Here is a 24605-nt window from a genome sequence, read left to right as displayed (position 1 = left end):
CCGAGCGAAGGTGAGATCGATGTTCGACACGGGGGAGCGGTGGCCGTTGACGGCCGCGCAGCTGGGTTCCTACTACGGGCATGAGCTCGATCCGACCGGCTGGGGGTACAACCAGGCCTCGTACCTCGAGATCCACGGGCCGATCCGGGTCACCGAGTTCATCGCGGCGGTGCGCACGGCGGTGCGCGAGACGGAGGCGTTGCACACCCGCTTCCGCGCCGACGCGGACGGACCCGCGCAATACCTCACGGCGTCGGCCGAGACGCCGGTGCCGGTCGTCGACCTGCGGTCCGCGGCCGTGCCGATCGCGGAAGCGGAGACCTGGATGCGGGCCGAGCTGTCGCGGCCGGTCGATCTCTCGACCGGGCCGACACACGCCCAGGCCCTGCTGCGCGTCGGCGACGAGCGGTACCTCTGGTACCAGCGCTACCACCACGCCGTCCTGGACGGGTACGGCGTATGGCTGCTGACCCGGCGCGCGGCGGAGGTCTACGACGCGCTACTGGCAGGCCGCGACGTCGGCCCGGCACTCGGCTCGCTGCGCGACCTGCTGGCCGAGGACGCGTCCTACCTCAACTCCGCGGCGCCGGAGGACGACCGGCGACACTGGACCGGGCTGCTCAGTCCGGTGCCCGCGCCGATCCTCCTCGGTGGCCGGTCCGCCCCGGCGCAACCGGAGTTTGTGCTGCACCGGACGGATCTCGGTGTGCCGGTGCTGGACGGTCTCCGGGCGCGGGCCGACCGGCTGTCGATCCGCTGGTCACGGCTGGCTGTGGCGACCGTCGCGAGTTGGGTCGGGGCGCTGACTGGCCGGACGGACCTGGTGCTGACGCTGCCCGTCACCGGCCGGACCACGCCGGTGGCGCGTGCAGTGCCGGGCATGCTGGCGAACATGCAGCCCATGCGGCTGCGGATCGCGGAGGGGGCCGGCCTGGACGACCTCGCCGGGCAGGTCGACCGGTGGATCCGCGGCGCAGCGGCCCATCAGCGCTACCCGTACGAGCGGCTGAGCCGTGAGCTGCGCGGCGGTGCCGACCGGCCGAAGCTGTTCGGGCCGATCGTGAACGTGCTCTCCTTCGCGGCCGAGCCGGCGTTCGGCGGCCGGGCCGCGGTCCGACACTGGATCGCCATCGGTCCGGTGGACGATCTGGAGGTGATGCTGCAGGAGTCCGCGACCGGCGGGCTGCAGCTCAAACTGTGGGCGAACGGCGGCGTGTACGACGAGGCCAGCGTGGCCCGGCACGCGGCGGACGTGGCGCAACGGCTGGCCGACGCGGCGGCGGGTGCGCGGCTGTCGGGCCCGGGCCCGGAGTCGCCGGGTCCGACCGGGACCGCGTGGGCGCACTTCGCCGCGGCGGCGGACGCCCGGCCGGATCTGCTGGCGCTCGTCGACGACGCGGCCGGCGGCGACGTGGTCACCTACCGGGACCTGCGCGCGGACGCCGAGCGGCTGGGCACGGTGCTCGCCCGCCGCGGTGCCGGCGCCGAGACGGTGATCGCCCTGATGCTGCCGCGCGGGCGGGCGTTGGTGACGGCGATGCTCGCGACGTGGCACGCGGGCGCGGCCTTCCTGCCGGTGGATCCGTCCTACCCGGCCGACCGGATCGAGTTCATGCTCGCCGACGCGCACCCGCTGCTGGTGCTGACCGACCAGGCGTACGAGTCGGCCGGCCCGCCGGTCATCCGGCTCGACGAGCTCGACCTCGAGGCTGAAGCCGTGACGGCGGCCCGGACCTGTGCTTCTGGCAATCCCGCCTACGTCATCTACACCTCCGGCTCGACCGGCCGGCCGAAGGGAGTGGTGGTCACGCACGCCGGCGTCGGCGACCTGGTCGCCACGCAGCGGGACCGGCTCGGCGCTGGCCCCGGCGCCCGGGTGCTGCAGTTCGCCTCGCCCAGCTTCGACGCATCCTTCTGGGAGACCGCGATGGGGCTACTTGCCGGCGCCACCCTGGTGGTGGCCGCGCAGGACCGGCTGCGCCCCGGCGACGAGCTGGCCGCGCTGGCTGGGGCGCACGGCGTGACGCACCTGACGGTGCCACCCTCCGCGCTGTCCGCGATGGGCGAAGCCACGCTGCCGGGCGTCAGTACGCTCCTGGTCGCCGGCGAGGCGATCGGCGAGGCGATCGCCGGCCGATGGGCGCCGGGACGCCGGATGATGAACGCTTACGGCCCGACCGAGACCACGGTGTGCGCCACCATCAGCACGCCGTTGGCCGGCGACGGGCCGCCGCCGCTCGGTACCCCGGTGCGTGGCACGGCCGTGCACGTGCTCGACGATGCGCTACGCCCGGTCCGTCCCGGTGCCGTCGGCGAGCTCTACGTCTCCGGCAACAGCCTCGCCCGCGGGTACGCCGGACGGCCGGGCCTGACCGCGTCGCGGTTCTTGGCGTGCCCGTTCGGTGCGCCTGGCGGGCGGATGTACCGCACCGGGGATCTGGTGCGGTTGCGGACCGACGGTGAGCTGGAGTTCGTCGGCCGGGACGACGACCAGGTCAAGATCCGTGGCCACCGGGTCGAACCCGGCGAGGTGCAGGCCGTGCTCGGCCGCCACCCCGACGTGGCACAGATCGTGGCCGTGGCCCGGTACGACGCGCTGGTCGCCTACGTGGTGCCGGCCTCGGCCGCGGGCCGGGACACCACCAGCCTCAAGGCGTTCGCGGCGGCCCGGCTGCCGGAATACCTGGTACCGGACGCGTTCGTAGTGCTCGGCGAGCTGCCGCTGCTGCCGAACGGCAAGGTCGACCGGGCCGCGCTGCCCGCCCCGGGGACCGACCGAGTGGCACCAGCAGCACCGCAGGATCGGCACCAGACCGATCTCGAGCGCAACCTCTGCCGGCTCTTCGCCGATGTCCTGCGGGTTCCGCAGGTCGGGCCGGACGACAGCTTCTTCGACCTCGGCGGCCACTCGCTGCTGGCCACCCGCCTGATCATCCGCCTGCGCGCGGAACTCGGCGTCGAGGTGTCCATCCAGGAACTCTTCGACCTGCGGACGCCGGGCGGACTGGCCGAGCGGCTGGACGCCATCGACCGGGGCGGCCTGCGGCGGCGCGACCGGGACGGCGGCGTGCCACTCTCCTTCGCGCAGCGACGGTTGTGGTTCGTCGACCGGCTGGCCGGTGCCGGGGCCACCTACAACGTACCGCTGGCGCTGCGCTTCGACGGTGACGTCGACGCCGGGGCGCTGGGCGCGGCGGTCAACGACGTGGTGTGCCGGCACGAGCCGCTGCGCTCGACCGTGGCGGAGCGGGACGGTGAGCCGTACCTGGTGGTGACCCCGCCCGGGCCGGGCCTGGTCGAGATCGTCGCCGGCCGGGGCGCGCCGGAGGACGCGGTCGGGTACGCCTTCGACCTGGCCTCGGAGCTGCCGATCCGCGCGCTGTTCTTCGACGGGCGCGTCCTTCTGCTGCTGATGCATCACATCGCGACGGACGGCTGGTCGGTGGGGCCGCTGTTGCGCGACCTGGCGATCGCCTATGCGGCGCGTCGGGCGGGCCGGGCCCCGGTGTGGGAGCCGCTGCCGGTCGAGTACGCGGACTACGCGCTCTGGCAACGGGACCTGGCCGGCGAGGAGGACGGGGCGTGGGCTGCGGACCTGGACCACTGGCGTGCCGCGCTGGACGGGCTGCCACCGGCTATCGCGCTGCCGGCCGACCGGTCGCGCCCGGCCGTGCGCGACCAGGCCGGCGGCAACCACGGGTTCGTCATCGGCGCTGAACTGCACGCGCGGCTGGTCGAGCTGGCGCGGGCGACCAGGTCGACGCCGTTCATGGTGGTACAGGCCGCGCTGGCGGTGCTGCTCTGTCGGTCGGGCGCGGGCACGGACGTGCCGATCGGCACCGCGGTGGCGGGCCGGACCGACGAGAAGCTGGACGACCTCGTCGGGTTCTTCGTCAACACCGTGGTGCTGCGGACAGACCTGGGCGGCGACCCGACGTTCCGGGAGCTGATCGGCCGGGTGCGCGCGGCGGACCTGGCGGCGTTCGCGCACCAGGACCTGCCGTTCGAGCGCTTGGTGGAGGACCTCAACCCGGAGCGGTCGCTGTCCCACCAGCCGCTGTTCCAGGTGATGCTGGTGCTGAACAACACGCCCGCCCCACCGTGCCGGCCGGCCTCGGCGCGCGCGCCGAGGTGATCCGTACCGGTACCTCCCGCTTCGACCTCACGGTGAGCCTCGACGAGGAGCCGGACGCCGGGCTCCGCGGCGTCATCGAGTACGCCGCCGACCTGTTCGACCCGGCCTCGGTGGCGCTGCTCGGCGAGCGGCTGGTGCGCGTGCTGGACACGGCCGTGCGGGATCCCGAGGTCCGCGTCGGCGACATCACGCTGCTCTCCCCGGCGGAACGGGCCCGGATTCTGGACGAGTGGAACGGCGGCCCGCTCGGCACCGCTCCCGGCACCACCGTGCAGCAACGGTTCGCGGAGACGGCCGCGCGGACGCCAGACGCGGTCGCGATCCGGGCCGCGGACGGCGACACCTGGACGTACCGACGGCTGGATGAGGCGGCGGCCGTGCTCGCTGCGCGGCTGCGCGACGCCGGGGTCCGTCCCGGCGACCGGGTCGCGGTGCTGGTCGAGCGCTCGCCGGCGCTGATCGCGGCCACCCTCGCGGTGTTGCGGCTGGGCGCCGCCTACGTGCCGCTGAATCCGGGCGACCCGCCGCGGCGCCGCGAGTTCGTCCTCGACCGGGCCGGCGTTACCGCGCTTCTGGTGGACACCGCGCACCAGGAGGCGGGCGGCAGACCCGTGGTCCGGATCGGCGACCCGGCGTCGTCGATACCACAGCCGGTGAGGCTGCACACCGGCCGCCCGGACGACCTGGCGTATGTGATGTTCACCTCCGGCAGCACCGGCGAGCCGAAGGGTATCGGGGTCACCCACGCGAACGTGCTGAGCCTGGCCGGTGACCGGCACTGGGACGACGGCCACGAGCGGGTCCTGGTCCACTCGCCGTACGCGTTCGACGCCTCGACCTACGAGATGTGGGTGCCGCTGCTGCGCGGTGGGCAGTGCGTGCTCGCGCCGTCCGGCACAACGGATTCGTTGCGCCTCGCCGGCCTGCTCGAGTCCCGGGCGGTGACGGCGGTCTTCCTCACCACCGCGCTGTTCAACCACCTGATCGAGGAGCGGCCCGCCGCGCTGGCCGGCGTGCGCCAGATCTGGTTCGGCGGAGAGCTGGTGTCGCCGAGCACGGTTCGGCGCGCAGTGCGGAGCTGCCCGCGGACGCGGGTCGTGCACGTCTACGGCCCTACGGAGACGACCACCTTCGCGTACGCCGGCGTGGTGACCGACGTCCCGGACGACGCCGAGACCGTGCCGATCGGGCGGACCCTCGACGGCGACTGCGGCTACGTGCTGGACGCACGGCTGCGCCCGGTGCCGCCGAACGTGACCGGCGAGCTGTACCTCGCGGGCCACGGCGTGGCGCGCGGATACCTCGGACGGCCGGGCCTGACCGCGTCGCGGTTCTTGGCATGCCCGTTCGGTGCGCCGGGCGGGCGGATGTACCGCACCGGGGATCTGGTGCGGTTGCGGACCGACGGTGAGCTGGAGTTCGTCGGCCGGGACGACGACCAGGTCAAGATCCGTGGCCATCGGATCGAGCTCGGCGAGATTCAGTCGGTGCTCGCCGAGGACCCCGCGGTCGCGGAGGCGTTCGTGACCGTGGTGCGGGACCCGGCCGTCGGCCGCCGGCTCGTGGCCTACCTCGTGCCCGCGGCCGGCAACCCGATCGACACCGGACGGGTACGGGCGGCGGCGCGCGCCCGGCTGCCGGAGTTCATGGTCCCTGGGCTGTGGGCGGTGCTGCCCGAACTGCCACTGTCGGTGAACGGGAAGGTGGACCGGTCCCGGCTGCCCGAGGTGACGGGCGAGGCAGCGGTGGGCGGCCGCGGCCCCCGGTCGGTACGCGAGGAGCTGATCTGCGGCGTCTTCGCGGACGTGCTGGGCGTGCCACGCGTCGGCATCGACGACGACTTCTTCGAGTTGGGCGGCCACTCGCTGCTGGCGACCCAGGTGGTCAGCCGGATCCGGAGCCTGCTCGGGCTGGAGCTGCGGATCCAGGACCTGTTCGCGGTACGGACGCCCGCCGGCCTGGCGGACCGGCTGAACACCGCGGATCGTCCGGCGCTCGGCCGGCACGCCCGGGAGGGGACGGTGCCCTTGTCCTTCGCCCAGCGCCGGCTCTGGTTCGTGCACCGCCTGGAGGGCGAGGGCGCGACCTACAACGTGCCCCTGGCGCTGCGCCTGTCCGGTGCGGTCGACGTGCAGGCGCTGAGCGCGGCCGTCAACGACCTGGTGTGCCGGCACGAGCCGTTGCGGTCCACGGTGGAAGGTCGCGAGGATGGGCCGGCCATGGTGGTCTCCCCGCCCGCCGCCGGCCTGGTGCGCCTGGACGTCCGCGAGGTCGACGAGGACGACCTGCCCGGCGTGCTGCACGAGGCGGTGCGCTACCCGTTCGACCTGAGCGCGATGTTCCCGGTTCGGGCGTCATTGTTCTCCGTCTCGGCGACCGAGCACGTGTTCCTGCTGCTGGTGCACCACATCGCGGCGGACGGCTGGTCCCTGCGCCCGCTGCTGACCGACCTGGCCACGGCCTACGAGGCGCGTCGCGCGGGCCGGGCTCCGGCGTGGGCGCCGCTGCCGGTGGAGTACGCCGACTACACGTCCTGGCAGCGGGACCTACTCGGCGACCCGGACGACCCGGCGAGCGTGGCCAGGGCGCAACTGGCCCACTGGCGGGACACGCTGGCCGGCATGCCCGAACAGCTCACGCTGCCGGCCGATCGGCCGCGCCCGGCGATCAACACGTTCGTCGGCGACGTACTCCCCGTGCACCTCGACGCCGGGCTGCACGCGGAGCTGCTGGACCTCGCCCGGCGGACACACACCACGCTGTTCATGGTGGTGCAGGCGGCGTTCGCGGTGCTGCTGACCCACTCCGGCGCGGGCACCGACCTGCCCATCGGGGCGCCGATCGCCGGTCGTACCGACGAGAAGCTGGAGGGCCTGGTCGGGTTTTTCGTCAACACGCTGGTGCTGCGCACGGACACCAGCGGCGACCCGACCTTCCGGGAGCTGCTGCACCGGGTCCGGGCTACCGCGCTCGACGCGTACGCGCACCAGGATCTGCCCTTCGACCTCCTGGTCGAGCACCTGAACCCGGAGCGGTCGCTGTCCCACCAGGCGCTCTTCCAGGTTCTGGTGGTGCTGCAGAACGCTCCGGCCGCGGACTACTCGCTGCCCGGCCTGCGGGTCGAGCCGGTCGACACCACGCCCGGCGTCTCCAAGTTCGACCTGTCGCTGAGCCTCAACGAGGCGTACGCCCCGGACGGCCGGCCGCGGGGTCTCGACGGATACCTGGAGTACTCGACCGCGATGTTCGACGCGGACACCGTCGACCGCCTCGCCACCCGGCTCGACCGGCTGCTGCGCGGGTTCGCCACCGACCCCGACCGGCGCATCGGCGCGCTCAGCCTGATCGACGACTCCGAGCGCCGGCTCATGCTGGAGACCTGGAACGCCACCGGACGCGCGGTGCCCGAGGCGGCGTCCGTGCCGGAGCTCTTCACCCGGCAGGCCCGGCTCCGGCCGGACGCGCCGGCGATACTGTCCCACGCCGGCCGGCTCACCTATCGCGAGCTGGACGAGCGCTCCGACCGCCTGGCGTACCTGCTGCGCGGCCGGGGCGTCGGGCCGGGGCGGATCGTCGCGCTCGCGCTGCACCGCGGGCCGGACCTGGTGACCGCGATGCTGGCAGTAGGCAAGACCGGCGCCGCGTACCTGCCGGTCGACCCGGCGTACCCGCAGGCCCGGATCGCCTACCTGCTGGACGACGCCCGGCCCACGCTGCTGGTGACCACGCGTGCCTCGGAGCTCGGGCGCCCGGCCGACCTGTTCCTGGACGATCCGGAGATCGTGGCGGAGCTGGCCGCCGCGCCCGCCGGACCGGGCGGCGTCGCGGTTCCCCCGGACGCGCCCGCCTACGTGCTCTACACCTCGGGGTCCACCGGACGACCGAAGGGCGTGGTGGTCAGCCACCGTGGGGCGGCTCCGCTCGCCGAGGCGCAGCGCGCGTGGTTCGGCGCCGGACCGGGCAGCCGGGTCCTGCAGTTCGCGTCGCCGAGTTTCGACGCGGCGTTCTGGGAGCTGGTGATGGCGCTGCTGACCGGCGCGACGCTGGTCACCGTGCCGGCCGCCCGGCTGCTGCCCGGAGACCCGCTGTCCGCGACGGCTGCCGAGTTCGGGGTCACCCACCTGACGCTGCCGCCTTCCGCACTGGTCGCGCTCGGCGACCGTGACCTGCCCTCGGTCACGACACTGGTGGTGGCCGGCGAGGCCTGCCCACCGGATCTAGTGCGCCGCTGGTCCCGGGGCCGGACGATGTTCAACGCGTACGGCCCGACGGAGACCACGGTGTGTGCCACGATCAGCTCACCGTTGACCGGGGACGGGGTGCCGCCGATCGGCCGGCCGGTGCACGGCATGCGGGTGTATGTGCTGGACGCGCGGCTGCGCCCGGTGCCGCCCGGCGTCACCGGGGAGCTGTACGTCGCCGGTCCGGGCCTCGCCGACGCGTACCTGCACCGGCCTGGCCTCACCGCCGAGCGCTTCGTCGCCTGCCCCTTCGGCGCGCCCGGCGACCGGATGTACCGCACCGGCGACCTGGCCCGCTGGTCGGCGGACGGCACGCTGGGCTTCGCCGGGCGGGCGGACGACCAGGTCAAGGTGCGCGGCTACCGGATCGAGCCCGGCGAGGTGGAGGCGATGCTGTCCGCGCACCCGCGGGTGCGGGCAGCGGCCGTCACCGTACGGGATCAGGGCCTGATCGGCTACCTGGTGCCCGCCCCGGACGCGCCGTCCGGCGGTGAGGCGGCCCAGGTGGACGCGTGGCGGGACGTGTTCCGCAGCCAGTACGAGGAGACCGGTGCCGACGCCGGCTTCGGCGAGGACTTCTCCGGCTGGCACAGCGCACTGGACGGGGCGCCGATCCCGCTGCCCGACATGCGGGAGTGGCGCGCCGAGACGGTGGCCGCGATCCGGCGGCTGCGCCCGCGGCGGGTGCTGGAGATCGGCGTCGGCAGCGGCCTGCTGCTCGCGCCGCTCGCGCCGGACTGCGAGACGTACTGGGGGACGGACCTCTCCGGGGAGGCGATCGAAGGGTTGCGGCGGCACGTGGTGGCGCGGCCCGGCCTCCGGGACCGGGTGCGGCTGCACCCGGTTCCGGCGGACGCGATCGACACGCTGCCCGGTGCCGGCTTCGACACGATCATCCTGAACTCGGTGGTGCAGTACTTCCCGAGTGCCGAGTACCTCACCGATGTGCTGGAGAAGGCGGTCCGGCTGCTCGCGCCGGGCGGCGCGATCTACCTGGGCGACCTCCGGGACCCGCGCGCGGCCCGTGCGCTCTACGCGGCGGTCGCGGCCGTCCGGCTCGGCCAGGACGCGGATCCCGGGGAGGCCGCGGTGCTGGCCGAGCGGCTCGCCGCGGAGGAGCGGGAACTGCTGGTGGCGCCGGAGTTCCTGATCGGGCTCGCCGGGACGTCCGGCGTCGACATCCGCGTCAAGCGGGGGCGGCGGGACAACGAGCTGACCCGCTACCGGTACGAGGCGGTGCTGTACACCGCGCCGACCGTGCCGATCGACCTCGGAGACGTACCGGGGCTGTCCTGGGACCGTGACAAGGTGGTCGACGGCCTGGCCGACGCGCCGGACCGCCTGAGGATCACCGGGGTACCGGGCGACCGGCGCGAGCACGTGGTCGCGGCCGGCCGCCGGCACGGGTACTTGACCGTCGTCACCTGGGCGGAGGACCGGGACGTCTGCGAGGCGGTCCTGGTCGCCGGCGCCGCGGACGGCACGCCGGTGACGGGCGCCTACCGGCCGGGCGACGGCGACGGGCCGTGGACCAACGTGCCGGCCCGCGCGTCCCGGCACGCCACCCTCCAGGCGGAGGTGCGGGAGTACCTGCGCGCCCGACTGCCGGAGTTCATGGTGCCGGGCCTGCTCATGGTGCTCGACGAGCTGCCGCTGTCGGTAAACGGGAAGGTGGACCGGTCCCGGCTGCCGGCCGCGCGGGTCGCGGCGCCGGCCGGGAACCGCGGTCCGCGGTCGGTGCGCGAGGAACTGGTCTGCGGCGTCTTCGCGGACGTGCTGGGCGTGCCGCGGGTCGGCATCGACGACGACTTCTTCGAGCTGGGCGGCCACTCGCTGCTGGCGACCCAGGTGGTGAGCCGGATCCGGGGGCTGCTGGGCCTGACGGTGTCCCTTCAAGACCTGTTCGATGCGCGGACGCCCGCCGGACTGACGGGCCGGCTGGGTACCGCCGATCGGGTGGCGCTGGGGCGGCGTACCCGCGAGGGAATGGTGCCGTTGTCCTTCGCCCAGCGGCGGCTGTGGTTCGTGCACCGGCTAGAGGGCGCGAGCGCGACCTACAACGTGCCGCTGCTGCTGCGGCTGTCGGGCGAGGTCGACGCGGAGGCACTTGGCACGGCGGTCAACGACGTGGTGTGCCGGCACGAGCCGCTGCGGTCCACGGTGGTCGAGCGGGACGGCGAGCCCTTTATGGTGGTGACGCCGCCGGGTCCCGGACTGGTCCGGCTGGCCGTCGGCGAGGGGGATCCCGGTCACGCGTTCGACCTGGCGACGGAGTTCCCGATCCGGGCCTGGTTGTCGCGGCGGTCGGCGACCGAGCACGTGCTCCTCCTGCTGATCCACCACATCGCGGCGGACGGGTGGTCGCTGCGCCCGCTGCTGGCCGACCTGGCGCTGGCCTATGAGGCGCGTCGGGCCGGTCGGGCACCGGTACAGCCGCCGCTACCGGTCGAGTACACGGACTACGCGGCATGGCAGCGGGACCTGCTCGGCGACACGGGAGATCCGGACAGCACGGCCGGCGCGCAGCTGTCGTACTGGCGGGAGACGCTGGCCGGCATGCCGCAGCGGCTCGCGCTGCCCACCGACCATCCTCGGCCGCTGGAACTCGGCTACGCGGGCGCCACCCACCGGTTCGTCATCGGCCCCGACCTGCACGCGCGCCTGCTGGAGCTGGCGGGGGAGACCCGGTCGACGCTGTTCATGGTGGTACAGGCCGCGTTCGCGGTGCTGCTCTCGCGGCTCGGCGCGGGCACGGACATCCCGATCGGCACGGCGGTCGCCGGACGGTCCGACGAGAAGCTGGACGATCTAGTCGGCTTCTTCGTGAACACGCTGGTGCTGCGGACGGACGTGAGCGGCGATCCGAGCTTCCGGGAGCTGGTCGGCCGGGTGCGCGGGACGGACCTGGCGGCGTTCGCACACCAGGACCTGCCGTTCGAGCGCCTGGTCGACGCGGTCGGCGCCGACCGGGCCGCCGGGAACAATCCGCTGTTCAACGTGATGCTCGCGCTGGACAACAACGCGGGCCTCGACCTGCGCCTGCCCGGCCTGCGGACCAGTCCGGAGCCGCTGCCGAGCGGCATCGCCCGCTTCGACCTCACCCTCGGCCTGAGCGAGCGGGTGCTCGGCGACTTCGGCACGGACGGCGTCGAGTGCAGCCTCGAGTACCGCACCGAGCTGTTCCGGCCGGCGACCGTGGAAGCGCTGGCGGTCCGGCTCCTGATGATTCTGCGCCAGATCGTCGTGAAGCCCGACGTGGCCGTGAGCGCGTTGGAGATCCTCACCCCGGACGAGCAGGTCTGGACGGCCACCGGCGGGGGTGCCGCGCCGGACCCGGGCTCGCCGCACACCGTCGCGTCGTTGTTCGAGGCGCGGGTGGCGGCCGATCCGGACGCGATCGTGGCCGTGGCCGGGTCGGTCACCCGCACCGCCGCCGAGCTGAACAGGGCCGCGAACCGGCTCGCGCGGCTTCTGATGGCGCGCGGCGCCGGACCGGAGACCGTGGTGGCCGTGCGACTGCCGCGCGGGATCGCGCTGGTCGAGGCGCTGCTCGCGATCGCGAAGGCGGGCGCGGCGTATCTGCCGATCGATCCCGGCTACCCGGCCGCGCGGATCGCATACATGATCGAGGACGCCGCGCCGGTGCTGGTGCTGGCGCGCGCGGCGGCGGCGGATACGCATCCCGTGCTGGACCTGGACGACCCCGGGGTATGCGCCGAACTGCGGGCCGCGGACGACACTGACCCGCGCGTACGGTCGCATCCGGACCACCCCGCCTACGTCATCTACACCTCCGGCTCGACCGGCCGGCCGAAGGGCGTGGAGGTGCCGCACCGAGGCGTCGTCAATCTGGTGGCCGGCTCCCGGGAACGGCTCGGCCGGCTGGGCGAGGACACCCGCATGCTGCAGTCGGCCTCGCCTAGCTTCGACACCGCGTACTGGGAGATGTGCGTGACGCTGCTGGCGGGCGGCCGGGTCGTGCTGCCCCGGACCGACGCATGGAACGTCGCGGAGGACCTCGCGCCGCTGGTGGCCGCGCACGCGGTGAGCCACCTGGCGGTGCCGCCGTCGGTGCTGGCCGCGTTCCCCGACGACGCGCTGCCGGACGGCACCACAATCGTCATCGGCGGCGAGCCGTGCCCGCCGTACCTGCTGCAGCGGTGGGCCGGGCGGTGCCGGGTGCTGAACGCGTACGGGCCGACCGAGACCACGATCGCCGCCACCGTCGGTGGTCCGCTGACCCCCGAAGGTGGCGCTCCGATCGGCACGCCGCTGCGCGGGGTCCGGCTGCGGCTGCTCGACGAGCGACTGTGTCCGGTGCCGGTCGGCGTGCCGGCCGAGTTGTACCTGGCCGGGCCCGGTGTGGCGCGCGGGTACCGCCACCAGCCGCGCGCCACCGCGGAGCGGTTCGTGGCCGACCCGTTCGGCCCGCCCGGTTCCCGGATGTACCGGACCGGGGACCTGGTTCGGCTACGGGCCGACGGGCAGCTCGATTTCGTCGGACGGGCCGACGAGCAGGTCAAGGTGCGCGGTTACCGCATCGAGCCGGCCGAGATCGAGGGCGTACTGCAGGAGCATCCCGCGGTCGGGCAGGCCGCCGTGACGGTCCACCGCGGCACCGCCCAGCACATCGTGGGGTACGTCGTGGCCGTGGACGGCCCCCCCGACCCGGCGGAGCTGCGCGCGATCGCCGCGCGGTCGCTGCCCGGCCACATGGTCCCGGACCTGATCATGTTCCTCGAGGAGTTGCCCAGATCGCCGAACGGCAAGCTCGACCGGGCCGCGCTACCGAAGCCGGAGTTCGCTCCGGCCGGTCCCGGCCGGACACCGCGTACGCCCGCCGAGACCGCGCTGCGCGAGGCGTTCGCCGAGCTGCTCGGTGTGGCCGGCGTCGGTATCGATGACGACTTCTTCGCGCTCGGCGGCGACAGCGTCGGCGCGATCCGGCTCAGCGGCCGGGCCCGCCGGGCCGGGCTGGTGCTCACGCCCGGCGACGTGTTCCGGCACCGTACCGTGGCCGGGCTCGCGGCCGTGGCCACGCCCGCCCCCGCGCTCCCGGCCGTGGCCCACGACGACGGCACGGGGTCGTTGCCACTCACCCCGGTCATGCACTGGTTGCGCGAGCTGGGCGGCCCGACCGCGCACTTCCACCAGTCCGCGCTGATCAGCGTGCCGGCCGACACCGGGCAGGAACAGCTCGACCGCATGCTGTGCGCTCTCACCGACCGCCACGACGCGCTGCGTCTGCGCCGCCGGAACTGGACGCTGGAGGTACGACCGGCCGGCGCGGCGCCGATCGCGGTGGAGCGGGTCGACGTGCACGGGCTGCCGGACGCGCGGCGCGCCGAGGTGCTCGCCGAGGAGACCGGCCGTGTCGTCGGCGGGATGGATCCGGACGAGGGCCGCACCGCGGTTGCGGTCTGGTTCGATGCGGGCCCGGACGAGCCTGGCCGGCTTTTCCTGGCCGTCCACCACCTCGCGATTGACGGCGTCTCCTGGCGGATCCTCCTGGAGGACCTGGCTGGTTCCACGGCCGCTGTACCTCCGGTGGCCACGTCGTTCCGCCGGTGGGCTCACCTGCTGACCGAGGAGGCGCGGCGCCCGGAGCGGGTGGCCGAGCTGCCGTACTGGGCCGGCGTGCTCGACGGGGCGGCGCTGCCGCCGGAGTTGACGCCGGTGCCGGACCGGGACACGACCGGCACACTGCGGCACCTCACCGTCGAGCTGGGCCCGGACGTCGCAGAACCGCTGCTCGGCACGGTTCCCGACGCCTTCCGCTGCGGTACGGAGGACCTGGTGCTGACCGCGTTGGCGCTGGCCGTCCGGAGCCGTACGGCGTTCGGCGCGGCGGCGGACGCGGGCCTGGTCGTGGAGCTGGAGAACCACGGGCGCGGCACGATCGCGGGCACCGACGTCAGCCGGACCGTGGGCTGGTTCACCAGCACGTACCCGGTGCGGCTGGACGCCGGGCCCGGCCGGGACCCCGCCGACGCGGTCAAGCGGATCAAGGAGCAGGTGCGGGCCACACCCGGCGACGGTCTCGGCTTTGGGCTGCTCCGCTACCTGAACGCCGGCACGTCCGCCCGGCTCGCCGCGCTGCCTGCGCCCCGGATCGCGGTCAACTACCTGGGGGTCTTCCGGATCGGTGAGCCTGTCGACTGGGGGCTCGACGCGCTCGGCGGCGCGGCCGACCCGGAGTTGCCGGTCGCGCACACGCTCGCGCTGAACGTGGTGGCCGAGGACCGGCCGGGCGGCCGAATCCTGCGGGCGACCTGGACGTGGCCGGCCGCGCTGCTGACCGAGGACGCGGTCCGGTCGCTGGCCGGCGCGTGGCAGGACCGGGCCCGCAGCCTGGCGGAGCTGGGAGCGGACGACGGCGGGTTTACACCGTCCGATCTGCACCTCGCCGGGCTCGACCAGGCGCAGATCGATCACCTTGAGTCGATGTGGAGGTCACCACGGTGAGCAGGTCCGGGATGATCGACGTCCTTCCGCTCTCTCCGTTGCAGGAGGGACTCCTGTTCCAGCACCTCTATCACCGGGAGGGCCCGGACGTCTACGTCACGCAGCTCGTCCTCGACCTGTCCGGCGACCTGGACCGCGCGGTGCTGCGTCGCTCCTGGGACGCGGTCCTGACCCGACACCCGCATCTCGGCGCGGCCTTCGTCCACGAGGGACTCGACCGTCCGGTGCAGATCCTCTCGCGCGGCGTGCTCACGCCGTGGCGGGAGACGGACCTGACCGGCGCTGGCGAGGACCCGGACGCGGCCATGACACGGGAGCTGGACGCGGACCGGACCCGGCGCTTCGTCCCGGCCGAGCCGCCGCTGATCCGCGTGCTGCTGGCCCGCACCGGCCCTGCCCGGCACCGGCTGGCGATCACCAGCCACCACATCCTGATGGACGGCTGGTCGGTACCGATCCTGGTACGCGAGCTCCTGACGCTCTACGCGGCAGGCGGTGCACCGGCGGCGCTCCCGCCGCCGGTGCCGTACCGGGCCTACCTCGCCTGGCTTGCCGGGCGGGACACCGAGGCCGCGGCCACGGCCTGGCGCGCCGCGCTGGCCGGCGTCGACGAGCCGACGCTGGTGGCCGCGGACGGTACGCCACCGACGACTCCCCGGCAGACCGGCACGCTGCTCGGCGCCGAACACACGGACGCGCTGGTACGGCTGGCTCGATCACTCGGTGTGACGCTCAGCGACGTGGTGCAGAGCGCCTGGGCGGTGGTACTCGGCGCGCTCACCGGCCGGGACGACGTGGTCTTCGGCGTGGTCACCGCGGGGCGCCCGGCCGAGATCGCCGGCATCGAGGAGCTGCCAGGGCTGTTCATCAACACGGTGCCGGTCCGGGTGCGCCTGTCTCCGCGGACCACGCTGAACGAGGTGCCGGTGCGGCTGCGCGGCCAGCGCCTCGACCTGGAGCCGCACGAGTTCCTGTCGCTGGCCGAGATCCAGGCCGCGGTCGGCGTCGGTGAGCTCTTCGACACGGTCGTCGTCTTCGAGAACTACCCCTCCGGCGACCTCGGCGTGCACGCGGGCGACCTGCGGCTGACCGGCGTGCACGGAACGGACGCGACGCACTATCCGCTGATGCTCGCGGTCGTGCCCGGCGACCGGCTGCGGCTGCGGCTCGACCACGCGCCGGGACAGCCCGCCGGGGCGGTGCTCGCCGCGCTGGTCTCCGTGCTGGCCACGATGACCGCGGAGCCGGACCGGCGACTGGGCCACGTCGACCCGTTTGGCGAGCAGGGCCGCCGGCAGCTGGAGGAGCGCAACGACACCGCGCACCCGGCACCACCGACCGGTCTGGCCGGTTATCTGGAGCAGGCCCTCCTCCGCTTCGGCACGGACGTGGCCGTGATCGATGGTGACAGGCGGCTCACCTACGCCGAGCTGGACCGGCGGTCGGCGGCGCTGGCGGCCGAGCTGGCGCGGCGCGGTGCCGGACCGGAGCGTACGGTCGGCCTGCACGTGTCGCGGTCGGCGGGCCTGGTGGTGGCGCTGCTCGCTATCGTCCGGTCAGGTGCGGCGTACCTGCCGCTCGACCCGCAGTACCCGGTCGGACGGCTCCGATACATGATCGACGAGGCCCGCCCGGCCCTGGTGCTGACCGACGGCGAGCCGCCCGGTGGCGCGCCGGCGCTGCACCTCGCGGACGTTCCGGCCGCCCGCCGGGCACCAGCGCCCACCGACGATCCGGCCTCCCTCGCGTCGATCATCTTCACCTCCGGGTCGACCGGCGCGCCGAAGGGCGTGGCCGGCACGCGGGCCGGGTTGCTCAACCGGCTCGCCTGGTTCGCCGAGCTGCAGCCGTTCACCGGCAACGAGGCGCTCCTCGCCAAGAGCTCGATCAGCTTCATCGACGGTACGGTCGAGCTCCTCCAGACCCTGGCGCACGGCGGCCGGGTGGTGATGGCCGACGACGCCGCTGCCGCCGACATGACCGCGCTGGCCGATCTCGTCGCCCGGCACGACGTTCGGGTGCTGACGGCCGTACCCAGCCTGCTGCTGGCCCTGCTCGACGAAGCAGCCGCCGGCCCGCCCGGCCGGCTGTCGTCGCTGCGCCTGGTGCTCAGCAGCGGTGAGCCGATGCCGGCCGAGCTGCCCGCGCGGCTGCTGGTGGAGAGCCCGGACGCCCGCCTGGTCAACTTCTGCGGGTGCACGGAGGTGAGCAGCGAGAGCGTGTTCGCACTCTGCGACGTGCACGACCGGGCCATCGGTACCCCGCTGTGGAACAACCGCGCGTACGTGCTGGACGGCGCGCTGCGCCCGGTCCGCACCGGGGTGGCGGGGGACCTCTACTACGGCGGTGCGGGGGTCGGGCGCGGTTACGTGCGGCGGCCGGGCGCGACCGCGGAACGGTTCGTCGCGGACCCTTTCGGCCCGCCGGGAGCCCGGATGTTCCGGACCGGCGACCGGGTGGCCTGTCGACAGGACGGCAAGCTCATCCATCTCGGACGGTCGGACGGCCAGCTCAAAGTACGCGGCGTGCGTATCGAACCGGGCGAGGTGGAGGCTGCGCTCGCCCGGCATCCGACGACCGCGGCCGCCGCCGTCGCGGTCCGGCGGCCACCCGGCGGTGACCCGGTGCTGGTCGGCTACGTGACGCCGGCCCCCGGCGCAGTGCCGGACCCGGCTGATCTTCGGCGGTACGTCGCCACGCTGTTGCCCCCGGCGCTGGTGCCGAGCGTGCTGGTCGTGCTCGACCGGCTGCCCCGCACGCCGAACGGCAAGGTCGACCGGCGCGGGCTGCCGGACCCGGGCCCGGGGACGACCGGGGTCTCCGCGCCGGCCGGACCGCGCGAACAAGTCCTCTGCGAGCTGTTCGAGGAGGTCCTCGGCCTCCCGGCGGTGGGACCGGCCGACGACTTCTTCGGCCTGGGCGGCCACTCGCTGCTGGCCACCCGGCTGATCGCGCGCATCCGGTCCGCGCTGGGCACCGAGGTAACGCTGCGCAGCCTGTTCGAGACGCCGACCCCGGCGGGGCTCGCCGCCCGCCTGGGCGACACCGGCCGCGACCCGCTCGACGTTCTCCTGCCGTTGCGGGACGTCTCCGGCCGTCCGCCGTTGTTCTGCTTCCACCCGGCTGGTGGGTTCAGCTGGTGCTACACCGGCCTGCTGCGACAGCTGCCGGCGGACCAGCCGCTCTTCGGATTGCAGGCGCGCGGGCTGACCGATCCGGCGCGGGTCGCCGACAGCGCCGACGAGATGGTCACCGAGTACGTTCGCCGAATCCGGGCGATGGGCGCGCCCGGACCGTACTCGCTGCTCGGATGGTCGCTCGGCGGCCAGCTGGCGCACGCGGCCGCGGCCCGCCTCCAGGCCGAGGGGGCAAGGCCCGGCCTGCTCGTCATGCTGGACTCCTATCCGCCGGAAACCCTTCCGGAGACCCCGGCGCTCGACCGGCCGGAGATCCTGCGCCTGGTGCTACGCGAGTACTTCGGCGTGGAACCGCCGACCGGCGCGGTGCTCGACACGGCGGCGGCCACCGCGCTGCTGCGTGCCGCCGGTGTCGCGGACCTCAGCGAGGCGCACGTCGAGGCGGTCGCCCGCATCCTGCCGGCCGCGTCGACGGCCGCGCGCGCGTACCGGCCGCCGGTCTTCGACGGGGACCTGCTGTTCTTCCGCGCGACTCGCGGGTGGTCCGGTCCACCGCCGGATCCGCGTGCCTGGCAGCCGTACGTGAGCGGTGGGATCGAGATCCACGAGGTGGACACGACGCACGGGCGGATGACCCGCCCGGCCGAGCTGGCGCGGATCAGCGCCGTGTTGCGGCCCCGGCTGCCCGGGACCGCGTGACCGCTTATGAGAGGGGAACTGATGACCAATCCGTTCGAGGACCCGGACGGCGAGTACCTGGTGTTGGTGAACGAGGAGAACCAGCACTCCCTGTGGCCGTCATTCGCGGCGGTGCCTGCGGGCTGGACGGTGGCCAGGGCGGCCGGAACCCACCAGGAGTGTCTGGACTTCGTCGAGCAGTCCTGGACCGACATGCGGCCCCGGAGCCTGGCCGAGTCCATGCAGAGCCCGGAACCACGGTGACGTACGGGCTGCGGGACCTGGCCGATCCGGGCCTCTACCGCGACGGCGAGCCCGAGCGCCTCTGGGACCGGATGCGGGCCGCCGGGCCGGTGCAGTGGATCGACCGGCGGGACGGGGAGCCGTTCTGGGCGGTCCTCGGTCACGCCGCCGCCCTGGCCGTGCTCCGTGACGCCGCCCGGTTCTCCTCCGCCGGTGGCATGCGGTTGGACGACAACCCGGCCGCGGTCCGGTCCTCGGCGAACCGCATGCTGATCGTCACGGACCCGCCGCGGCACGCCCAGCTGCGGCGCGTGATGAACGCCGCGTTCACGCCCCGCATGGTCGCCCGGCTGCGCGACACGATGCGCGCGACCGTGCGGTTCGTGCTCGACGAGGCGCTGGAGCGGGAGACCTGCGACCTCGTCCGGGTGGCGGCCCGGCTCCCGGTGTCGGTGATCTGCGACCTGCTGGGCGTGCCGCCGAAGGACTGGGACTTCATGCTGGACCGCACCATGACCGCGTTCGGACACGGCAACCGGGGCGCGGACCCGGCCGCGATGGCACAGGCCCACACGGACATTCTGTGCTATTACGCCGAGCTGGTCGAGCGGCGGCGCCGGGAGCCGGGCGAGGACGTGATAACCGCTCTCGTCAACGGTCGCGTCGACGGCGAGCCACTCACCGACGAGGAGATCTACCTGAACTGCGACGGCCTGGTGTCCGGCGGCAACGAGACCAGCCGGCACGCCACGGTCGGCGGCGTCCGGGCACTGATGGCCCATCCGGACGAGTGGGCCCGGATGGCCGGCGGGAAGGTGCCGATGGACACGGCGGTGCGGGAGATCCTCCGATTCACCAGCCCGGCCATGCACGTCGCCCGGGTCGCCACCGCGGACCTGGACCTCGAGGGGGTGCGGATCGAGGCCGGCCAACGCGTCGCGGTGTGGCTGGCCGCGGCGAACCGGGACCCGGGAGCCTTCGACCGGCCGGACGTGTTCGACGCCGGCCGGTCACCGAACCGGCACCTGGCGCTCGCACCCGGCGAGCACTACTGCCTCGGCGCCGCGCTGGCCGAGATGGAGCTGACCGTGATGTTCGAGGAGCTTTGCAACCGAGTGTGTCTACCGGAGCCGGCCGGCCCGGCCGTGCGGCTGCACTCGAACCTAATCAGGGGGTACGAGTCGATGCCGGTGCGGCTGCGGGCACGCCGTCCACGGGTGGCCGCACCGGCACCGCTCAGTGGTACCGGACGGACCGGGGAGCCGGGATGAGGTTGAGAGTCGCGGCACGAACGCCGGCCTGGAAGCGGGACGAGACGTCGAGCTGGGCCATGGTCTCCGCGACGTACCGGCGGTAGGTGCGGACGGAGACGCCGAGCTTACGGGCGGCGGTCTCGTCGGTGTATCCGGCGTCGAGCATGGTCAGGACGCGGATGAGCCGGTTCTCGGTGTCGTCCGCCTCACCGGGCTGGCCGGTGAAGCGGGCGGCGACGGACAGGTCGACCGCGCGCTCGAACATCGCGTCGAAGATCGTCGCCATGGAGCGCACCAGGTGCGACTCGCGGACGATCAGGAAGCGAGGCACGCTGGCGTGGTCGGTGCGGAGGAGCAGCATCGCGCCGTCCAGCACGGCGAACCGGGGCAGCCGCCGATTCACGGTGCGGGCCCGCACGTGGTGGCCCAGCATCTGCTCGAAGTACTCGTCGGTGCCGGACAGTCGGGCGGTCATGTCGGCGTCGATCAGCGCCTGCATGGACGCGGACTCCTGCAGCAGCGACTGCTCCAGCGCACCGGCGGACACCTCGTGCCCGGCAGCGGTGAACCCGGCAATGTAGCGGATGTGGGGTGACCGGCCGGCCTGCCGCACCAGGTAGTGGTGCATGATGGCCGCGGTTTCGGACTCGGAATACACAGCCTCAGCTGTCGATGAGTAGGGCTGGCGTGTTCCTTCGTGAACGGCAAGTGCTTTTTGGATGAGGAGCGTAGCATCGGCGAGCATTGTTTCAACGCTGCTTGAGTGGTGGGGATTGGCCGACAAGTCTTGGCGAACGTCCACACCCATTGAGCTACCCCGTAGCAAATCGGCACCGACGAATATGCTCGCCCACTTAACGATGTCTGTCAAGTCCTTGGGTGGGGTGGGGGTGCAACGGTTGTTGATAATTAGCGTCTGAAACGTCTATCAGCTTTACTGCTGGTGTCAAGTGCCTGCTAGAATGGGTGCGAGGGGCGGAGGTGCACGGATGGGCGGCGAACCGGCAGGTAGCAACGGTCTCGTGGACGGCGGGCCCGCTTGGGGCGCAGCGCCGACCGCGGTTCACGTGGCCATCGTCCGTCAGCTCGCGTGCGACGTAGGGGCGCGCCTGCTCGATCCGCTGGACCGGCTTCTGGGCACGGACCGCCACGACATGCCCGTGTCCTCGGTGCTCCGCAGGCGGTTGGAGATCGCCGCCGAGGTCTGGGCGGCCCAGGTGCTCGGTCCGGACGAGCGGCTCGCCGCCGAGACCGTCCGGCGCCTAGTCGCCGAGATCTACCAGTCCGGCGATGTCTTTGCGCCGCCGTTCGAGTGGTGGCGCACGCCGTTCGGGGCGCTCGTGGCGCGCCGGTTCGGCCATCCGGCCGCCGAGGCGGTCTCGCTGACGGTGGCGAGCGCGATGCTCGGCATCACCCGGCAGGGCGTCCATGATCTTGTCAGGCGCGGCAAGCTGCGGCGGGACAAAGCGAGCGGCGGCGTTTTGGTGAGTTCGGTCCGGGATCGCCTTGCGCAATTGTCGGAAGCCTTTGGCCACGAGCGCTGATGGGATTCAGATGGCGTTGACGGGACTTCTTCCAGAGTTCTCGGAAGATGATTGGAGTCGCCGAGCTGCGGCTGTTCTTGAAGCCGACCGTATCGTTGAGAAAGCGACGCCCCTGATTCGCTTATCCTTCCCCGGTGAATCTTTGGCGGCGATGTTTGTGAAAGATGAGTCGGCGCGCCCCACCGGCAGTGTCAAATACCGCTTCGCGCGCAGCCTCTTTCGTCACGCGCTCTCACGCGGCGTCATCCGTCGGGGAGTGCAGCTGGTGGAGGCGACCAGCGGGAACATGGCGGTCGCGGAGGCGCATTTCGCCCGGGTGCTGGGGCTGCCGTTCACTGCGGTCGTGCCCGGCAAGTCGTCGCCGGACCGCATCGCCCGGATCGTCGCGCAGGGCGGGACCGCCTATCGGGTCGATCCGCCGCTGGCCGTGTACGAGAACGCCGAGCGGCTGGCCGGCCGGTCGAACGGGTACTACCTGGACTGCCTGTCCACGCTCGGGCCGGCCATCGACGCAGACCTCGACGATGGCGTGCCCGGCCTGCCCGACGAGATCCTGCGCGACTTCGCGGCCCAGGGCCGGCCGGAGCCCGCGTGGATCGTGACCGGCGCCGGCACCGGGGCCACCTCCCGGGCGATCGGCCGCTACCTGCGGCGGCACGGGCACGCCACCCGGCTGGCGGTCGTCGACGCGGAGAACTCGGCGTATTTCCCCGGCTGGGCCACCGAGTGCCGGGACTACGCGACCGGAATGCCGTCGCGCATCGAGGGCATCGGGCGGCCGCGGATGGAGCCGGCCTTCGATCCCGACGTCGTCGACCTGGTCATCCCGGTGCCGGACGTGTCGAGCGTGGCCGCCATGCGATTTCTCGCCACGGCAGGCGGCGTGGCGGCCGGACCGTCCACCGGCGCCTGTCTGTGGGGCGCGTGTCACCTGGTGAACCGTATGAGTCAGGCGGGCGAGTCGGGTGCGGTGGTCATCGTGGCGGCCGATGGTGCCGAGCCGTACCGTCGCTCCTACTACGACGACGAGTGGGTCGCCGGAAAGCGCTGGGACCTCACCGAGCCCACGCTGCGCTTGGAGCGTTTCATGCGGACCGGCGACTGGGACGATTCCCGATGAGACCGGCGCCCGCGCCAGTCCGCTGAACGTTCGCTGGAAGAGGCTTCCGCACGGGAAGCCCTGCGAAGGAGACCGGGCGAGGCGTTGAGGGGGACGGGACGAGCAGGCTGGCTGTGACCTAGCGGCGGTGGACGGCCGCCGGCAGGGCCTGGCAAAGTCGTCAGGTTATGCCGAGCAGTGCCAGGGGGCGGGCGCTGTCGCGGGCGGGGCCGTGCACCACGACCGACAACAACAGACAGACAGTGCGATCACCTGATCCCTCGCCCGAATAGCTCCGACACGCGCAGCTACACGGCCGGTGCAGCCTAGTACTTTAGCCGGGGATGTTGACCTCGGCTGTGCTGCGGTTCCTGCGGTGGGGGTACGAGGGCAGCCACCGTCGATCATGGACGGTTGTGTGGACTGACCATGACGCAGCGGTGGCTGCCGGATACAGGGTAGACGCCCAGCGGTGGCGGGTGTTGTTCGACGACCTAATGTTGACGGTTTGATGAGAACCGCTTCTGAGCCGCCTGTTTGCTGATACCCATGGTGAGCCCGATCCGCGCCCATGAGGCGCCGGATTCGCGCGCTTGCTCAACGAAATGTTGGACCAGTTCGCGGGCGTAGGCTTGGAGTTCGCCGGACACTTCGGTCGCGATGGCGAGGCGCTGGAGCAAATCGTGGCTCGCCTCCTGAACTCCTTCTATCAAGTGTTCAGGCTGCACAAGACTGTCGATCACAGGGCGCACACCGTCAGCCATGACGTTTACTGTACGGGTGAGCCCTTTCCGCGATCGCTGAACGGCACAGTGGCCGCCTCGCCGGGTCCTCGATCGGCTACAATAGTCCCGCCGCTGGTGGATCGATCCTGGATCCGGTCCGTGCCATGCAGCATGCGGTCTACTCCTTGTCTCGCAGCGGTCTTCCGCAGAGTATTGTGGCGGGCGTGGGTCGCGGTGCGCCGTAACAACGGCGCGCCGGGCCTCGACAAGACCACCTTGGCCCAGGTTGAGGAGTACGGGGTCACCCGGCTGCTCGACGAGTTGGCCGCCGAGTCGAAGGACGGGCGGTAACGACCGTTGCCGACGCGTCGGGTGTTCATCCCGAAGCCTGGTACCAGCGAGCCGAGGCCGTGACGTCCGGTCGGAGGCTTGCGCGGAGTGCTGCGGTAAAGCTCGGCTGCATCGGTCGTGCCCAGCTACCCCGAGGCCTGACCCCTCGGGGTCACGTCGGGCCTGAGCCTCGCCGATGATTCCTCCCCAACACGGCAGTAGGCATCATCGAGCTCGACGCCGTCATGTTGGTGCTCCCCGGGTGCTCGGTCGCCATGGACAGGCTCCGCTCAGGGTAGACCGCGGGATACATCGGTGTCGCATGAACGGGCAAAGCTAGGCAGAGCGTGGGACTGGTGAGACCTGAAGGGACGGGAGAGCATTGATCAACGCTGGCTCTTAATCCGCGGGTTCGGGGTTTGAGTCCGTGGCGGCGCACCAGCAGCAAGGCTCTGACCTGGGGTTTCATCCTGGGTCAGGGCCTTTCTCGGTTTCGTGCCGGTGGTCGGTTGCTCGTTTGGTGCTCGGGAGCCGTTGGACCGGGCTGGCATGGGCGGGACGGGGTGTCGCGCCACCGGATAGATGGACTTTCCACACGCCGCCGTTGTGCGACTTCGGGCAGCAAGAAGACAGTCACTGGCATGTAACGGCGTCGGTCCTCATCGCTGGAAGTTCCAGAGCGGGCGACATCGGGGTGCTCGGCGGGTGCTCGACCGTGGGTGGATAGGGTTCGCTCTCCATGGTCCATAGGGCAT

The 24605-nt window shown here is 72.8% G+C and carries 8 protein-coding genes and 1 pseudogene; 7 read left to right on the top strand and 2 right to left on the bottom strand.

What is annotated here, in order from left to right:
* Window positions 1–19: 19 nt before the first annotated feature.
* From CIK06_RS23545 to CIK06_RS23525, 5 genes are read left to right on the top strand one after another with little or no spacing between them, the layout of a single operon-like run.
* Window positions 20–4135 carry a non-ribosomal peptide synthetase gene (locus tag CIK06_RS23545; protein WP_095566640.1) on the top strand — a complete coding sequence of 1372 codons (4116 nt, stop codon included), beginning with the start codon at window positions 20–22 and terminating at the stop codon, window positions 4133–4135.
* Window positions 4102–14841, top strand: coding sequence for a non-ribosomal peptide synthetase (locus CIK06_RS23540; protein ID WP_095566639.1), 10740 nt, complete (start codon window positions 4102–4104; stop codon window positions 14839–14841). Before CIK06_RS23545 ends, CIK06_RS23540 begins: the two co-directional genes overlap by 34 nt.
* A gap of 11 nt (window positions 14842–14852) precedes the next feature.
* Window positions 14853–18677, top strand: coding sequence for a non-ribosomal peptide synthetase (locus tag CIK06_RS23535; protein ID WP_157756913.1), 3825 nt, complete (start codon window positions 14853–14855; stop codon window positions 18675–18677).
* An 18-nt stretch (window positions 18678–18695) separates the two neighbouring features.
* Window positions 18696–18920, top strand: a complete 225-nt coding sequence (locus CIK06_RS23530; protein ID WP_198348386.1) for an MbtH family protein — start codon at window positions 18696–18698, stop codon at window positions 18918–18920.
* The gene (locus tag CIK06_RS23525; RefSeq protein ID WP_232533823.1) at window positions 18917–20170 is read left to right on the top strand and encodes a cytochrome P450; all 1254 of its coding nucleotides are present in this window, start codon (window positions 18917–18919) and stop codon (window positions 20168–20170) included. Before CIK06_RS23530 ends, CIK06_RS23525 begins: the two co-directional genes overlap by 4 nt.
* Here the strand turns inward: CIK06_RS23525 and CIK06_RS23520 are convergent.
* Window positions 20136–20810 (bottom strand): helix-turn-helix domain-containing protein, encoded by a 675-nt coding sequence (locus CIK06_RS23520; protein WP_232533822.1) that lies wholly within the window; start codon window positions 20808–20810, stop codon window positions 20136–20138. The two genes, CIK06_RS23525 and CIK06_RS23520, sit on opposite strands and share 35 nt — an antisense overlap.
* Window positions 20811–21141: 331 nt before the next feature.
* Here CIK06_RS23520 and CIK06_RS23515 point away from each other — a divergent pair, with 331 nt between their 5' ends.
* Both CIK06_RS23515 and CIK06_RS23510 read left to right on the top strand, forming a co-directional pair.
* Complete coding sequence (locus CIK06_RS23515; RefSeq protein WP_198347980.1) at window positions 21142–21696, top strand: hypothetical protein; 555 nt, start codon at window positions 21142–21144, stop codon at window positions 21694–21696.
* A gap of 10 nt (window positions 21697–21706) precedes the next feature.
* Complete coding sequence (locus CIK06_RS23510) at window positions 21707–22816, top strand: PLP-dependent cysteine synthase family protein (protein ID WP_095568073.1); 1110 nt, start codon at window positions 21707–21709, stop codon at window positions 22814–22816.
* A gap of 497 nt (window positions 22817–23313) precedes the next feature.
* Here the strand turns inward: CIK06_RS23510 and CIK06_RS32610 are convergent.
* A pseudogene (locus CIK06_RS32610) lies at window positions 23314–23412 on the bottom strand (ATP-dependent Clp protease ATP-binding subunit); the annotation flags it as partial.
* Between the last annotated feature and the right edge of the window lie 1193 nt (window positions 23413–24605).

Source organism: Plantactinospora sp. KBS50, assembly GCF_002285795.1.
Classification (GTDB): Bacteria; Actinomycetota; Actinomycetes; order Mycobacteriales; family Micromonosporaceae; genus KBS50.
Note: the sequence above shows the minus strand (reverse complement) of the source record. Positions and strands in the feature narration are given on the sequence as shown.